This is a genomic window from Marvinbryantia sp., assembly GCF_047017445.1.
GTDB lineage: Bacteria > Bacillota > Clostridia > Lachnospirales > Lachnospiraceae > Marvinbryantia.
The window spans coordinates 410,623-426,069 of sequence record NZ_JBKXTT010000001.1; the positions used below are offsets into that span (position 1 = coordinate 410,623).

Annotated in this window: 13 protein-coding genes; 2 read left to right on the top strand and 11 right to left on the bottom strand. The window is 47.1% G+C overall.

Annotation, left to right across the window (positions count from 1 at the left end; all coding sequences use genetic code 11):
* Nucleotides 1-60 precede the first annotated feature (60 nt).
* From ACLU9Q_RS01760 to ACLU9Q_RS01770, 3 genes are all read right to left on the bottom strand, one after another.
* On the bottom strand, nt 61-1,329 hold the full coding sequence (locus ACLU9Q_RS01760; protein ID WP_302591189.1) for an ABC transporter substrate-binding protein: 1,269 nt from the start codon (nt 1,327-1,329) through the stop codon (nt 61-63).
* Between the two features lie 121 nt (nt 1,330-1,450).
* The gene (locus ACLU9Q_RS01765; protein WP_302591187.1) at nt 1,451-2,182 is read right to left on the bottom strand and encodes a response regulator transcription factor; all 732 of its coding nucleotides are present in this window, start codon (nt 2,180-2,182) and stop codon (nt 1,451-1,453) included.
* A gap of 30 nt (nt 2,183-2,212) precedes the next feature.
* Nucleotides 2,213-3,985, bottom strand: coding sequence for a sensor histidine kinase (locus ACLU9Q_RS01770; RefSeq protein ID WP_296834601.1), 1,773 nt, complete (start codon nt 3,983-3,985; stop codon nt 2,213-2,215).
* Nucleotides 3,986-4,174: 189 nt separating this feature from the next.
* On the opposite strand from ACLU9Q_RS01770, the gene ACLU9Q_RS01775 reads away from it, so the two are divergent.
* Nucleotides 4,175-5,665: an aminotransferase class I/II-fold pyridoxal phosphate-dependent enzyme gene (locus ACLU9Q_RS01775; RefSeq protein WP_296834597.1), complete on the top strand. Its 1,491-nt coding sequence runs from the start codon at nt 4,175-4,177 to the stop codon at nt 5,663-5,665.
* 119 nt (nt 5,666-5,784) lie between these two features.
* On the opposite strand, the gene ACLU9Q_RS01780 is transcribed toward ACLU9Q_RS01775, so the two are convergent.
* The 3 genes from ACLU9Q_RS01780 to ACLU9Q_RS01790 form a co-directional block, all read right to left on the bottom strand.
* Complete coding sequence (locus tag ACLU9Q_RS01780; RefSeq protein ID WP_296907922.1) at nt 5,785-6,345, bottom strand: CDP-alcohol phosphatidyltransferase family protein; 561 nt, start codon at nt 6,343-6,345, stop codon at nt 5,785-5,787.
* A gap of 447 nt (nt 6,346-6,792) precedes the next feature.
* Nucleotides 6,793-8,034, bottom strand: coding sequence for an IS91 family transposase (locus ACLU9Q_RS01785; RefSeq protein WP_412624585.1), 1,242 nt, complete (start codon nt 8,032-8,034; stop codon nt 6,793-6,795).
* Nucleotides 8,034-8,900 (bottom strand): tyrosine-type recombinase/integrase, encoded by an 867-nt coding sequence (locus tag ACLU9Q_RS01790; RefSeq protein ID WP_412624586.1) that lies wholly within the window; start codon nt 8,898-8,900, stop codon nt 8,034-8,036. The genes ACLU9Q_RS01785 and ACLU9Q_RS01790 overlap by 1 nt, the downstream gene beginning before the upstream one ends.
* Before the next feature lie 462 nt (nt 8,901-9,362).
* Here ACLU9Q_RS01790 and ACLU9Q_RS01795 point away from each other — a divergent pair, with 462 nt between their 5' ends.
* The gene (locus ACLU9Q_RS01795; protein WP_296834593.1) at nt 9,363-10,091 is read left to right on the top strand and encodes a helix-turn-helix domain-containing protein; all 729 of its coding nucleotides are present in this window, start codon (nt 9,363-9,365) and stop codon (nt 10,089-10,091) included.
* A gap of 72 nt (nt 10,092-10,163) precedes the next feature.
* Here ACLU9Q_RS01795 and tpiA read toward each other — a convergent pair whose 3' ends face one another.
* The 5 genes from tpiA to ACLU9Q_RS01820 all read right to left on the bottom strand — a co-directional run bounded on the left by tpiA (nt 10,164) and on the right by ACLU9Q_RS01820 (nt 15,432).
* Nucleotides 10,164-10,955: a triose-phosphate isomerase gene (gene tpiA / locus ACLU9Q_RS01800; RefSeq protein ID WP_296834591.1), complete on the bottom strand. Its 792-nt coding sequence runs from the start codon at nt 10,953-10,955 to the stop codon at nt 10,164-10,166.
* 3 nt (nt 10,956-10,958) lie between these two features.
* Nucleotides 10,959-11,402 carry an RpiB/LacA/LacB family sugar-phosphate isomerase gene (locus tag ACLU9Q_RS01805; RefSeq protein ID WP_296834589.1) on the bottom strand — a complete coding sequence of 148 codons (444 nt, stop codon included), beginning with the start codon at nt 11,400-11,402 and terminating at the stop codon, nt 10,959-10,961.
* A 53-nt stretch (nt 11,403-11,455) separates the two neighbouring features.
* The gene (locus ACLU9Q_RS01810) at nt 11,456-12,352 is read right to left on the bottom strand and encodes a MurR/RpiR family transcriptional regulator (protein ID WP_296834587.1); all 897 of its coding nucleotides are present in this window, start codon (nt 12,350-12,352) and stop codon (nt 11,456-11,458) included.
* Between the two features lie 72 nt (nt 12,353-12,424).
* Complete coding sequence (locus ACLU9Q_RS01815; protein ID WP_296834585.1) at nt 12,425-13,870, bottom strand: hypothetical protein; 1,446 nt, start codon at nt 13,868-13,870, stop codon at nt 12,425-12,427.
* Between the two features lie 440 nt (nt 13,871-14,310).
* Nucleotides 14,311-15,432 carry an IS110 family transposase gene (locus tag ACLU9Q_RS01820; protein ID WP_296834583.1) on the bottom strand — a complete coding sequence of 374 codons (1,122 nt, stop codon included), beginning with the start codon at nt 15,430-15,432 and terminating at the stop codon, nt 14,311-14,313.
* Between the last annotated feature and the right edge of the window lie 15 nt (nt 15,433-15,447).

A 15,447-nucleotide genomic window follows, 5' to 3' on the forward strand; every position in this document is an offset into this window, starting at 1 on the left:
CGCAAAAATTTTACAAAAAAGCCCGGAGCTGTTTTACGCCGTTCCTCCGGGCATTTTGGGTTATCCTAATGCGTCCGCATATTTATCAAATGCCGCATCAAAGTCCTTTATCAGCTGTTCGTGATCTTTCGACCCGCTATTTAAATACTGAACCGTTACCTTCCATGATTCCGCGTCAAATCCTGCCGGTTCATATGCATAATAAGTAAATACTGTTTTATTTTCTTCCAGATATTCCTGAAGAATCTCTGAAGCCTCATCCAGCTTCGGTTCCGCTACCGCATTTGCCGTCGGCACCCCGATCTCATCGTAATAATATCCGCCGCCATTTTCCGGATTGAGGAAGTATTCCATAAATGTATTGATCGCCGCCTCTTTTTCCGGATCTTCATCTGTTTTTGCCAGCACATTGATAACAAACCCATACTGTTTTGGAAATACAAGCGCTTCTTCATCTTCAGAGATCGGCAGCGGGAAAATTCCCATCTGCATGTCCGGATTTAATTCTCTGACCTGGAGGATAGACCAGTTTCCCTGCAGCATCATAGCCGCCTCTTCCTTTGCAAATACAGCATACTGTCCGGAAACATCGGTATCGAACGGCCTGTCCTGTGTATTCTCGTTTACAAGATCGAGCACGTCAAATGCAAGATCCATGCCCGGAAGATCAAACGTCCAGTTTCCTTTTTTGTAATTTTCTCCAAGCTCCACCGCCTTCGGAGTCAAAATAGAGGAGCAGCCGTATCCAAGATATTGTCCAATCGTCCACTCCGTACCGTACCCGGCGGCAAACGGTGTAATGCCGGCTGCCTGCAGCTTATCCACACATTCCCGCAGCTGCGTAACTGTTTTGGGGACTTCGGATATGCCTGCCTGTTCAAAAAGCTTTTTGTTGTAAAAAACGCCCCATGCCTGCGTATCCATCGGAATGCCATACACCCCGCCGTCAATCGTCACCGTATCCAATTCGGTGTCGCGGATGTACTTCATATACGGCTGGCCGCTGATATCCTTAATATGTCCTGCCTCCACATAGCTTGCCAGCTCGTAGCCCTGCAGCTGGCTGGTAAGATCCGGCGCTTCGCCGGTTGCAAGCCGCGTCATCAATTCTTCAAGATGGTTCGTCCCCGTCGCTGTGAATGTCACATGAACCTCAGACTGGCTTTCATTAAAGTCCTCCACGATCCTGCTGAAAATCTCCGTTCTGTTTGGATCACCGAACAAAAACTCCAGTTCAACCGGCTCCGCCGCCATTGCCGGTACCGTCATTACGGATGCTGCCAGAGCAGTTCCCAATCCAAAAAGCACTTTCCATAATGTTCTCTTCATAAATATTTAACCTCCCATAAATTTTTCTTCGAGCTCAAAGTAACCTGTATCATTATCATAATTCATTCGAAAACGTAAAACTATGGATAAAACCGACCGTTTTTAGCACAAAAAAGACAGCTCACGTTGAGCTGTCCTTTGCCTGCTCCGTCTTCACATACGCAGACGGCGGCATCCCATATTTCTTTTTAAATATGCGGCTGAAATAATTCACATCGTGATATCCGACCATTTCGGAAGCCCTGCCAACAGGATAGCCCCACAGAAGCAGCAGCTTTGCCTGCTCCAGCCGCACCGAATTAATATATTCGGTGATCCCCACTCCATATTTCTTTTTAAACAGCCGTGAAAGCACATCTTTATTTACAAAATAACGCTCCGCAAAACCGCTTACTGCAAGATTCTGTGAATAATTTTTGTCAATCTCCTCTTTAATCTGCCCGCAGATATCTTTTTCCGTTTTTTCTTTTGGAGCACTGCTGCTCAATTCCTGTCCGGTCTTTTTCAGAATCTCATTAAATTCTGTTCGGTTTACAGGCTTCAGTATATAATCCACAACACCGTAACGCAGCGCTTTCCGCACATATTCGAAGCTGTCAAAACCACTTACTACGATAATTTTTATTCTGATGTCTCTTTTTTTCAGTTCTTCCAGGATCTCTTCGCCGGACATTCCCGGCATACGCATGTCAAGAATCATGATATCCGGCCGCTGTTTTATAATAAAATCAAGCGTTGCGTAGCCATCCTCTGTTTCCCCGCATATCTCCATATCGAATGCTTCCCACTGCCCGATACGGCGGATCGCCCTCCTCACAATAAATTCATCATCTGCGATCAGTACTTTCAGCAAAACCTCACCTCCAACCATTTCCGGCCTACACTACGGGATATAAATAATAAGGACTGCGCCTTCTCCTGCGTTATTTTTCAGTTCAACCCCATATGCCTGTCCGAACTGCTGTTTTAAACGCTCGTTCAGATTTCTGAGTCCCTTTCTGTCATATACATTCTGCGGATATTCCTCTGTCCTCTCATGCAGCATCTTATTAATTTCAGCCAGCTTTTCTTCTGCAATGCCGCTCCCGTTATCTTCCACAAAAATCCTCTGCGTATGTTCCGATATCCGGTCTGCGTAAATTCGGATAATGCCTGGACCAACTTTTGTCTCCAGTCCATGCTTCATTGCATTCTCTACCGCAAGCTGCAGCGTAAACACCGGCACCATACACCCAAGCACTTCCTCGGATAACTCCCATTTCAGACAAATACGCTCCCCGTAACGATACTTTTGTATACACATATAGCTTTTTATATTTTCCAGTTCCTCTTCCAGCTTTACAAGACTCTTTTTCTTGCTCAGGCTATACCGCAGCATTCTGCTCAGATGATTATTAATCTCTTCTATTTCATATACATTTTTTTCAATTGCAATTCCGCTCACGGTCTGGAGCGTATTATAAAGAAAATGAGGATCAATCTGTGCCTGCAGCGCTTCCAGTCTCGCTTCTTTTTCAAGTATCTGACTTTTATATTCAGACTCGATCAGCTCTTCTATCCTGTCATGCATCTTCTGATAGCTCTGGTAAAGCACTCCTATCTCATCTTTTCTGGCTGACATACCGTCATCCTCAACCACAGCCCCCTGCTGATAATTGCGCATAATGCCTGCCAGCTTCTCGATCGGTCGCGTAATACGTCTGATATTCCTCTGCAAAAAAAGAAATCCCGCGACAAAAATAAGAAAAATAATACTGCAGTTCAGCAGCACCGTCCGCGCCGTATCCCTTAAAATATACTTTTCCGGAATGATCTTCAGCATGGTCCATGCATATTTTTCTGCTTTATTCTGTATCCCGATATAGGATATCCCATCCAGTGCTATTTTAAACCATTCCTGTTCATCCGCCCTTTCCGCTTTTACCATCTGGCAATAAGCCTCATTGTTTCCAAAATAAATATCATTTCCCTGGTCGTCCAGAAGAAAGACAAATTCCCCTTCCTCGCAGACCTGTCTCTCCAGCTGCTCAAAAAAAGAATGATCAATATTGATCGTGATGGCGTAATAGTCTTCGTTTCCCAGCAGAGGATACTTTAAGTATCTGGAAAAGCTTATCATAGATTCGTTTCCTCTGCGCATTTCCCGATTTCGTGTGACTGCCATCTTTCCTTCTTTATTCTGCGCTTCCACAAACCATTTTTCCTCGCTGATGTCCTCATACCCCGCGGAAAATGTATTACTCTGTTCTGTTTTTACCGGAAGTCCCAGAAAAGACGCTTCGTCCATCATATACAATTTATCCGTCCTGCTGCAAAACAGATAAATACTGTTTACGCACGCCATGGTATGCAGCTTGTTCGCCAGAATACTGTAAATCCGGCCTTCCAGCTCCTCCGAATTATCTGTATCCCAAAACACCTCATCATAAAAAATATCTCTCGTAATATTTTCCATTTCGCCGATGATCAGCGAAAGATAATTATTATTGGCCTGCTCCAGAACCCTTATATTGGCGCTGATAATTTCCTGTTTTCTGTTTTGGTAGGAAAATCCATAGATCACGAGCGAAGCGATCATCTGCAGTGCACAGATGATCACTACCAGACATAAAATTTTATTCCCTATTTTTTGCCTGAAGCCAACCAATCTTTTCATTTCTTTACCCAATCCGCTCCTTTTTGTAAATCATATCATACTCTTTTTCTTTGAGCAACCCATCCTCTTTTTTGAACTTTTTATTTTAAAATTGAACTTCTTGATTTTTCTATTGAACTTTCCATTCCATTAGTGTATAATCATCTTTGAACTTTTTTTGGAACCCCATTTTTCATAAGGAGGGCATCTATGGTAAACGAAACCTTTGCAGACAGACTCCGAAAAGCAATGGGCGATCGCGGTATCAAGCAGGTGGATCTTGTGCGTGCCGCCGCCGGGCAGGGCGTAAAGCTTGGCAAAAGCCATGTAAGCCAGTATGTGAGCGGAAAAACCGTCCCGCGGGCGGATATCCTTCATTTTCTCGCCGCCGCCCTGCAAGTGGATGAAGACTGGCTGTTAAACGGAAATATAAAAAAACCGGAAAAGATCAATGAGAGAGAAAATAAATCCCCAGGAGGAAGCATCATGCGTGAATTTAAAAAATCATCGAAACTGGATAATGTATTATATGACGTCAGAGGTCCTGTCGTGGAGGAAGCGAACCGGATGGAGAGCGCCGGAACTCACGTATTAAAGTTGAACATCGGCAATCCCGCTCCCTTCGGTTTCCGGACGCCGGACGAGGTTATTTACGACATGCGCCAGCAGCTCACCGAAAGCGAGGGTTATTCCGACGCAAAAGGGCTGTTCTCTGCCCGTAAGGCAATCATGCAGTATGCGCAGCTCAAACTCATCCCGAACGTCTCCATTGACGACATTTACACCGGGAACGGCGTCAGCGAGCTGATCAACCTTTGTATGTCCGCACTTCTGGACGACGGCGATGAAATCCTCATCCCCTCTCCGGATTATCCGCTGTGGACGGCATGCGCCACCCTCGCCGGAGGCAAAGCGGTGCACTACATCTGTGACGAGCAGTCCGACTGGTACCCGGATATCGACGATATCAAAAAGAAAATATCCGACCGCACGAAAGCGATCGTTATCATCAATCCCAACAACCCTACCGGAGCGCTGTATCCCCGCGAGGTTCTGCAGCAGATCGTGGACGTTGCACGGGAGCATCAGCTCATCATTTTCTCCGATGAGATTTACGACCGCCTGGTGATGGACGGCGAAGAGCATATCTCGATTGCTTCCCTCGCGCCCGACCTGTTCTGCGTCACCTTCAGCGGGCTGTCCAAGTCACATATGATCGCGGGCTTCCGCATCGGCTGGATGATCTTAAGCGGAAATAAGCGGCACGTGCAGGATTATATCGAAGGGCTTAATATGCTCTCCAACATGCGTCTCTGCTCCAACGTGCCCGCACAGTCCATCGTGCAGACAGCGCTCGGCGGTCATCAGAGCGTGAAGGATTATATCGTTCCCGGCGGACGCATCTATGAGCAGCGTGAAGTCATTTACAATGCGCTGACCGATATTCCCGGCATCACCGCCGTGAAGCCGAAGGCTGCCTTCTACATCTTTCCCAAAATTGATGTAAAGCGCTTTAATATCACAAACGATGAGCAGTTCGCCCTCGACCTGCTGCGCGAAAAAAAGATTCTCATCATCCACGGCGGCGGCTTCAACTGGAAGGAGCCGGATCATTTCCGTGTGGTATATCTCCCGCGTGTTGAGGTACTGGAGCAGGCGTCAAGGAAAATCGGCGACTTTTTAAGCACTTACCGGCAGTAAATACAAAGCAGGTGCTCTCCTGAAATTATGAGAGCATCTGTCATTTTAAAAGCCCGTTCCCTTTCATTTGTTCTGCTTTCACTTATAGGATACGTTCCAGATCTACCGAAACAAAATGTTTATGAACCACTCTTCTCCTGTTCCTCTTTGCTCTTTTTTATCAGGCTCTGGTACCTTCTCACATAAAGCACAAGCGATAATGCCATGAAGCCTATGCACACAATGATCAGCGTATTTGCCGCCGCTGTCGGCATATCCGGCAAAAAGATGAGAAGCAGCATGACGATGTAAAACACGGTCGTATTCACCTTGCCGTACCACATTGCTCCATCATTCCGGTTCGTTCGCTCCAGCACCTTGATCCCGGCAATTGCCATGTAACTCTCCTTCAGCAGGAAAAAGACGAACATCCATTTCAGGAGATCATATTTTGACAGCAGGCAGATCAGCAGTACGCCCTGCGTGATCTTGTCCGCTACCGGGTCAAGAATCTTTCCAAGCTCACTTACCATATTGAATCTCCTGGCAATTTTTCCGTCCAAAAGGTCCGAGATTGCGGAAACCACCAGGATCAGCGTCAGAACCGCCCGCTTATTCTCCACATCAGGATTATAAAACACTCCCAGAAATACCATCGCCAGAATCACTCTGAAAAAACTCAGAAGATTTGGAATTGTCAAAACATCTTTTCTGCTGCGAGCAACTTTCATACCATTACCCCTTCTTTCCGTTCGTATTTTTCCATTTTAAATCCTTTTTTGTTTAAATTCAATTTATATACCACTAAATTTACCAAGTTTATAAAATTTTCAGAACTAACAGGGCAGAGAGCCTGCCGACCCGTCAGGAAATATTGTAGATTCGCAGGAAGTCTGATATAATTCTAAGGGAAAGTAAGATGCCTCAATAAAAGAAAAACCAGCAAAAAACTTGCTGGCATCTTACTTTCCCGAATTGTACCGAGACGCGGACGGGAAGCTAGTATGTAAATTGTATCGATCTTTCTCTGCCATTGCTTTTCTGGATTATGGATACCTGAAAACAGATTCTGTCAGCCACAGCTGTCAGCAGGACATGCGGAATAAGCTCCCTGACGGAAGCTGTTGTGGGTATTCGGTTTCGGAGCCTTAGGCAGGGGATGTTCGTATCCCCCTGCAGCAGGCTAACCGGAGCATTGCATGAGCCTTACAGTGAGGGCACGCGGTGACGTCATGCCCCCATTTTTGAAAGATGACCTCTGCCGGGGAGAGGCCTTTGTATTTCTGGATATATTGCCTGTAGCCCTGAAGGTTGAAGATCAGGGCAAGGTTGTCTTTCCGAAAACGGTTATTGAGATAACCATAGTAACGGATCTTTTGGAAGCCTTTCGGAAGCACGTGGAGCAGGAAACGCTTCACAAACTCCAGAGGAGTGACGGTAAGTGTCCGGGATTGCCTGCCATCTTCGCCGCGTGCCGTGAAGACCACTTTATCCTCTTCCACGGAAACGATCCGGGAGTCCGAGATCGCCACTTTATAAGTATAGCGTCCCAGGTACTCGATGGCATTGCCGTTTCCGTTAAACGTTTCCTTGACTTTGGCGACCCATTTACATTGGTACAGCCTGTCCCGGAAAGCAGCCCATTCATAATGATTGCGCAAACAGGCTGCCGCTCCGGTAAGGACCAGACCATGCTGGCTATAAGCGTGGTCAAGCATGGAAAGGAACTTTCCCCGGAATTTTGCTGCGAGGATGCTTTCCGGAATAAAAAAGGAGTCCCGGTCAAGTGTTTTAAGCTGCCTGTCTGCCGTAAGCCCGCCGCCGGAGATCACGGCGTGGATATGCGGATGGAACAAAAGCTCCTGTGACCATGTGTGGAGTACCTGTATAATGCCAGGGGCAGCCCCGAGGTACTTTGGGTCTGCGGCCAGTTCCATGATCGTCTGTCCGACACACTTATGGAACATGGCGAACAGCTGTTTCCTGTTGGCAAGGAACAGGGAGTTGAGTTCATGGGGGCAGGTAAAAACCGCATGGTAATATGCGGAGTCGATCACCTCGCTGCTGCGTTCATCTACCCAGAGTTCCTTGCGCAGGCCGCCGCAGACCGGACAGTTGCGGTTTCCGCAGGAGTTGTAGTGGATCCGTTTAAAGCCACATTCTGTGCAGGTATCCATGTTAAATCCGCAGGCAATGGTACGGCATTTGCAGATATCGGAGACCAGTTTCTTCTGCTCCGGGGAAAGGACGATGCCTTTATCTTCCAGAAGCTGTCTGGAAGCCAGCTGAAAAATCTGCCGGATCTTAGAGCCGCTTCCGGAAGGCTCCGATAAAACAAAGGAAGAGGAGCCTTGCGGGATAAAGGGGGATAAGGATTCCGGGAAGTCCATCACAGCACCTCCATTCCATCCATGGGGCTTTTGATTTGTTCCATAGAGAGCATGGCCAAATGGACATAGTAACGGGTGGTGTTGGTGGAAGCATGCCCAAGCAGGCGGGAAAGGGTCTCCAGATCCATCCCGTTCTGATAGCTGTGTGTTGCAAAAGCATGGCGGAACGAGTGGCATGTCAGGCGGTGGGGCCAGTGGAGTGCTTCTTCCTGTTTGAAGAGGAAGGACTGAATGAACTGAGGGTAGATCGGCTTATCCACCGAGTGCTGCTGGGTAAAAAGCCAGTCACGGGTACGCATGGAGGCAGGAAGGTCCCGCCAGTAGGCACACAGGATCCGGTAAACATCTGCGGAAAGGATAGTGTAACGGTCGCGGTTGTTTTTGCTGGGCGCTACATAGATTCGGGAATTGGAATGTTCAATATGGGCGCATTTCAGGGTGCAGACCTCTGAGATACGCAGGCCTGCAGAATACATGAGGGAAACCATGGCTTTCTTTTTGAGGTCCTGAATACTGGAAAGGAAGTTTTCCACGATATCGGGGGTGGGGATAAAGGGGAGATGGAAGGTCTGCCTCCGGAGAGGGATCTGTTTTGCATTCCAGGGAAGCCCGAGGACCGCTTCATATAGGAAACGGATTTCGGAAAGGGCATGGTTGGTTGAATTATCGCATAGATTCCGTTCGGTCTGGAGTTGGGTGATAAAAGCGCGTATCTGAGCAGGAGAAACCTCAGCGGGATCTTTGTGCAGGGTACTGGAGCAATAATCCAGAAAAGGAGCGGTATATGTTTTATAGGACTGGATCGTATTGGGGCTGTATTTACCGAAGGAAAGGATTTCTTCGATCTGGTCAAGGTAATTTGTCATGGGAAACCTCCATTAAAGAATAGAACTACAGGTACAGAGATGGATCTGCAACAGGCGGAGGCCTGACAAAAGAAGTAAAAATTTCAAATATGTAGTTGTTGGGTTTAAAAATCCGTGATAAACTAAGCATAGCAGTTCTTGTGTATGTGTTTAAGGTTAAGTGTGGTAACTCAACAATACAACATATATTCAAAAACTGCTACTTTTATTTAGAAAAAATTTATTAATTATGAAAAAAAGTGGTGGTTTTACGTACTTAGGGCTAGCCGCCGCGCTAGCGGCTTGGTACAATGTGAAACAAAGAGTGAAAAATGAGTAAAGAGGACTTGCTGCTTGCCGCCGGTCTTACCAGAACTTGTAACGCTCAACTAAGCGTTTAGTATGGAATCAACGCTTAGTATGTTCTAAATAGATTCTCTTTTTGATATACTGCGGTCAAATATAGCAAAGGAGATTCGTCGTATGGATCAGAAAAAAATAGGTGCATTTATTGCACAGTGCCGAAAAGAAAAAAATCTGACGCAAATGCAGCTTGCCGAACTATTAGAGATTACCAGTCAGGCCGTTTCTAAATGGGAAAACGGCAGAGGAATGCCGGATGTATCGCTTTTACAGCCTTTGTGCAATGTTTTGGATATTAGTTTAAACGAGCTTTTTTCAGGGGAGCATATATCAACAGAAGAATACAAAGGGAAAGCAGAAGAAAATATTTCCAGACTTTTCAAAGAAAAACAGATTGCCCATCTTAAGCCTGTAAAGTACTTATTCTCCATATGTGCTAATATCACTTTGCTTGTAGCAGTGATTGAATTAACGATTGGTCTTGTTGGGAATTTTTTTAATTCAACTATATTGGAACCTATGTTAATCAATGCCTCTGTATGGCTAATATTGTTTCTGCTTTCAATGAGTAAACTGTTACATGACAAGAGAAAATTGCAAAAGCTGAAGCATTCGGGCACTTGTATGGATTCCGAGATAGAGGACATGATTCCGGCAGTCTGGATTCGCGTAGCAAACTACACCAGCTGCAGAATCGTCTGTCGGTTTATTTATGAGGGCAAAGAATACCATGCAGTAAGTAACTATTATGTTTTGACCCCATTTAAGCGAAAAGAAGATTTATATGCGAATGTTTATATCAGCAAAGATAATCCTGCCAAATACAGTGTAGAGCTTTTTCAAACATAAGCATAGCATAGCAAAAAATGACCGGCACCCCATCTGGTAACGTCGGTCATTTTTCTGGTATGATCGTTTTATTTATTCCGGCTGCTGATACTTTCCAAATGAACGGGAGCTAACAGCGTCCCGGATCAGGCTATTAAACCGCCTGGCATTCCATGCCGCTCTGCCGACAAACAACCCGTCGATCGATTTCTGCACGATCAGTTGGCTCGCATTGTCTTCATTGACGCTTCCTCCGTAGAGCACCGGGATCTGCACCGAAGCGTCACCGAAGATCTCGCCAAGGCACTGTTTGATCGTGCGGTGCATCGATTCGGCATAATCGGGCGTCGCCGGCGTCCCGTTGACGCCGATCGACCAGACAGGCTCATAAGCCACCCAGATATCTTTCGCCCTCTCTGTCGGCACCCCATGAAATCCGGCAATCAGCTGCTTTCTCAGTGTTTCAGCACCGACGCCGTATTCTTTCTCCTGGGCGGTTTCTCCGATACACAGCAGCACCTTCATGCCATGCCTTAAGCATGCCTTCACCTTTTGATTTTCCTGCACATCCGTCTCGCCAAACACATGCCTTCGTTCGGAATGCCCGACCATGACAAGGCCGATCCCCAACTCTTTGAGCATGAGCGGAGAAATTTCTCCGGTAAACTGCCCCTGATCCTCCCAGCTCACATTCTGCGCTCCGATGAGGATGTGGCGGACGTGCTTCCTGGCGCTCTCCAGCGCCGTGAACGAGGGGATAATAAACAATTCTATATCCGCGCCCCCAAGATCTGCCGTCAGGCTTTCCAGCTCCGTTAGATAGGACACCGTGTCCTGAATATTTTTATACATTTTGAGGTTGCTGCCAAAATACAATTTCTTCATACGTCATCCCCTCTTTTGGTCGTATTCCACGAAGGAATCGACCTTTTCCTGCGAGGCACACCCATGAACAAACTGCTTTGTCAAAAACTCATCGACCATCAGCTCTCTGGTCTTCGGCCCTGTCGTAAGCGCTCCCATACAGAGAATATTCGCATCGTTGCTCAGTCTCGCTCTCTGCGCCGTGTATGTATCGTATGCAAGCGCCGCATAGGCCCCTTTGACTTTATTGGCCGCCAGAGAGACGCCGATACCCGTCCCGCAGATCAGGATTCCGCAGTCATATTTTTTTGCCGCAACCTCCTCCGCCACCTTGATCGCCACATGGGCGTAGATCGTATCCTCACTTCCGAAATCTGTAACCGCACCATATCCTTTCCTGTTAATATGTACGATCAATTCTTCTTTTGCTTCCTGCGCATTTGGATCGCATCCAATCGCTATCTTCATATCTTTCCTCCCTGTCGCAAAAATGATCCCTCACGCATCGGAAGGAATCATTTTTAACCTGACTCCAACTTCGGATTACCCGTTGATTCGTCACTGTCATCCATTTTCAGGCTGTAGATCACATCGGCGCTCTTGCGTCTGTGATCCTGTACCTTGCTGTCAATGTTGATGTTATAATATAAATACAGCGTCTCCAAAACAAGATGCTCGCCGATACGCCTGGAGACGATATCTTTTGTATCTGTCGTGTCTTTGGTTCCCACATACAGCACGTACGTACAGTACCGCTGCAGCGGAGATTTTAAAGCGGCTGTGATCCCGATCACGGTCGCGCCCTGCTCATATGCGATTTTAGCCGCATTCACCACCGAGCGCGATCTTCCCGTATGCGATACGGCGATCACCACGTCCCCGACATCGGCGGTGCCGGCAGCGAATATCTGGATATCCTGATCGCTGTAATACATACACAGCCTTCCAATTTTAGCCATTTTCAGAGAAAACGATTCGCACGGGATAATTGCGTCGCCGTTTCCGAACATGAACACCTTATTTGCGTTAATAATCGCGTCTCCAGCATCCTTATACTGATCGGAAATCAGGCTAAGCGTGCTCTCCATCGTTTCTCTGTCGGAATCTATCACATTGTGCATCAAATTTTTAAACTGTTCCTTCTCCTGGTCTTCCTCGGAAACCTCACAATACTTATCGTCGAGCGCTTCGTTTCGTATGGCGTTGCGAAACTCCAAAAATCCGTTATAATCCATGCGCTTACACAATCTCGTTATGGTAGCGCTGCTGCACCCCGATTCCTTGGCGACCAGATCCAGCGTCATGAACGGTACCTGACCGAGATTGTCCATTATAAATAACGCCGCCGATTTTTCACCTTTGGGGAGCGTGGGTATCATAAATTGCAGCTTATACTCCAGTTCTTCACGTATTTCCATTTTTTCCCTCTCCAACGACTTTCCGGAAGTCATTTATTTACTAGGCATATTATACCATAAAGAAGGCTTAAATCAATAATCCAGAACGCATTTAATACCATAGAAATTACACATGTACTGCAATTCCTTTGCATAATTGCCGTATACGATCGCATAGTGGTGTCCGGTCGCATGTCTTAAAAACGAGTCCGCGTCTTTGAGCACAATGCCGCAGCCCGGCCAGCGCGTTCCGCCGGCGAACTGGTTGTTGGGATCCTCCTCGTCGTTATTTACACGAAGCGACGTCCTGGCAACCGCTGCATGAAACCTTAAACTGCCATCATTTCCTCCGAGCCGGAGCAGCGTAACCGTGCGGTCCCCTTCAAACTCAAATTCAATACACGCGCCGCCGGAATCGCCGTTCAGATACGGTTTGGCTACCGCTTCGTCCGGCACCAGCCGCGGAATCGGCCACAGCCGGTAGCCCTTGCCGTTTGCCATCGATACCGGCCCGGAGCCGCAGTTGAAAAAGTTCATGATCCCTTCCTCGGCGTTCAGCCTGGAAATATCCGCAAACATGACCGGCGCATGCGACAACTCTTTTAAAATATACATGGAGATTCCCGCCGGGATATCGCCCTCGCAGGCGGCGATCGTGGACTGCTCCTCATTTAAGAGAGCCGTTGCCAGGCAGGCTCCGTAGCTGTAGCCATAGCATTTGTTGACCAACTCCGGCATACACTTCGTCGCAAACATATCGACGTCGTATAAATTCTGAAACCGTTTGTATGCCAGATACAGTCTCATCTGCGACAGGATGGCATCTTCATTGATTTTCTCTCCGTTTTCCAGATTCCAGTTTATCTGCCGGCAATTTGCGGCAAACTCGTCGGCGAGTCGTTTTGCCTCCTCCTCGTCGATATTCTCCAGCTCCTTGAAGACCTCTGCGTGATCGTACTGCGGAAAATCAATGCCGAACACCTTCTTCCAGTTAAATTCATTTACCTGCGTCTGATACATCATCATGCACTTGCCGCCGATCAGGGCAATGTTTCTCCCACGAAGATTGTTCTTGGCCCATGCGGCGCTGAGCGCGGACTTAATATCGGCAGCTCTTTCCTTGTCGTCGATCTTTCCGTATAAGTATACAAACGGAAGCCCCATCTCCTCCAGCACATACCGAATCTGCACAGAGACTCCCAGCGATCCGTTGGCGATCTCATCGCAGAGACCATATACAACCGCTGGCTTGCCGTTCAACTCATTGATCGCCGTCGTCACGATCGAGGTATACATCCACGACCCGATAACGAACAGAAACATATCGCAGTCTGCCTTTTCCATCCCGATCACCGTCTTTTGCACATCATCATCGTCAAAGAGCGGTTCCTCTGGCATCATGATCTCGATATCAGGATCCTGCCCGAAGGTATTTTTCGCGACCTCGACATATTTCCAGATGTTTCCCTGATACTGGTTCGTCTTGCCGATCGGGACAATGCCCATCCTCGGCTTTGCATGGTAGTTGTGTTTTCCCATCTTCCCACCTCCGTTATGAAGTGACTTTTGTCAAGAGGTAAATTCAAAAAATAACAAACTTTTTTCTCTGACAAAACCCACATTTGTATTCTGGAGATATCTTGGAGAAGCCTTTTGTTTAACAGTTCCCGGCATTTGGCCACTCCGTTATTCGTGGATTGGTTACCTACAGGTCAATGGTCCGCCGTGGGCTCTGCTGTCCTAAAACGTGGATCAATGTATCGCTACCCTGCCGACAAGGAGGTGCCGCAGATAACCCGAACCTTGAAGTCTCAAAAGACTCCTTCAAGATATCTCCAGTTTTCTTTGTTTTCAGTTGCTGCTGATTAGGCAGCTACGCCTGCTTAATCAGCTTGATTGCCAGCTATCAGGATGGCAGCCGGCTGTCAAGGGCTGCGCAGCAGTTTATTTGTCCTTGACGGGCGGATGGCAGCCTGATATCACGCCATGCTGATATTGTCTGTCATCATGCCCCATATAAAGCAGGCAAGCTCCCTCGCAACGGCGGTTACCGCTACGTTCTTTTTCTTGCCGTGTCTTATCATTTTGTAATACTTCCTTCTCAGCCTTTCATTTGCTTTGTCTGCATATGCAATTACCTCCGGCGGGTTGCCGCTCTGTCTTGCTTTCAGATCTTTCGATTTATGCCCGACTGCTCCCTTGCAGATCCCTTTGGATGCCTCGACCAGCAGCTTCCTTACATGGCTGTTTCCAGCTTTTGTGATGGAAAGCCTGTTGATGTTATCGCTGCTTGAATCTTCCCCAGGCACCAGCCCCAGATACGCGGAATAGATATTCCCTTTTGCAAATCTCTGGAAGTCTCCTGTCTCAACCAGGCACGATAATGCCGTATGGGTCTTCACTCCGAGAAAGCACACCAGTTTTTTCACTTTCTCCACATACTCTGTCTCAGATGCCAGTTCCTCTATCCTCTTATCGAAAGTTTCAATCCGGTTTGTCTGATATTCATAAGTGATCAGATACTCGTTGAGCGTTTCCCTGTCCAGTCCGCCCAGTTCAAGTGATTTCAACCACTTTAAGTGTGCCTGCGTCCATTTGCCCTTGTCATAATGGAATCCCTGGCTTAAACAGAATGCACTAATCCTCTGTTTTGTCTTTTTTAAATCCAGTTTATGGTCATCCCTCATGCGGAGGTAGAGCTTTACATCGTCATCTTTATCAGTCGGGATATGCACAGCATGGTATCCGCCGTAAGACAGACACTGGGCAATCATAAGAGCATCCCTTTTATCTGTTTTAATTCTTTTTCCCTGCTGTGTCAGCATTGTGGTCGGAGCAAGGATGACACACCGGATTCCCTTTTTCACTAATTCATGATACAAAGAAAATCCCAGGCATCCCGCCTCATAGCCGCAGAGAATGTCGCAATCCTCTTTTATCTTTTTCTTAAGATTCTCAATGAACTGCACAATATTGTCTGGATCCGGCGTTACTTTAACATTTGCATAAATAATGTCGTCTCCATCAAATCTTGGCTCAATGGCGCATAAAGTGTAGTTTGTGCTATGGACATCCATTCCGATTCGTAGTATTCTTTTCATGTAAGTGGCCTCCTT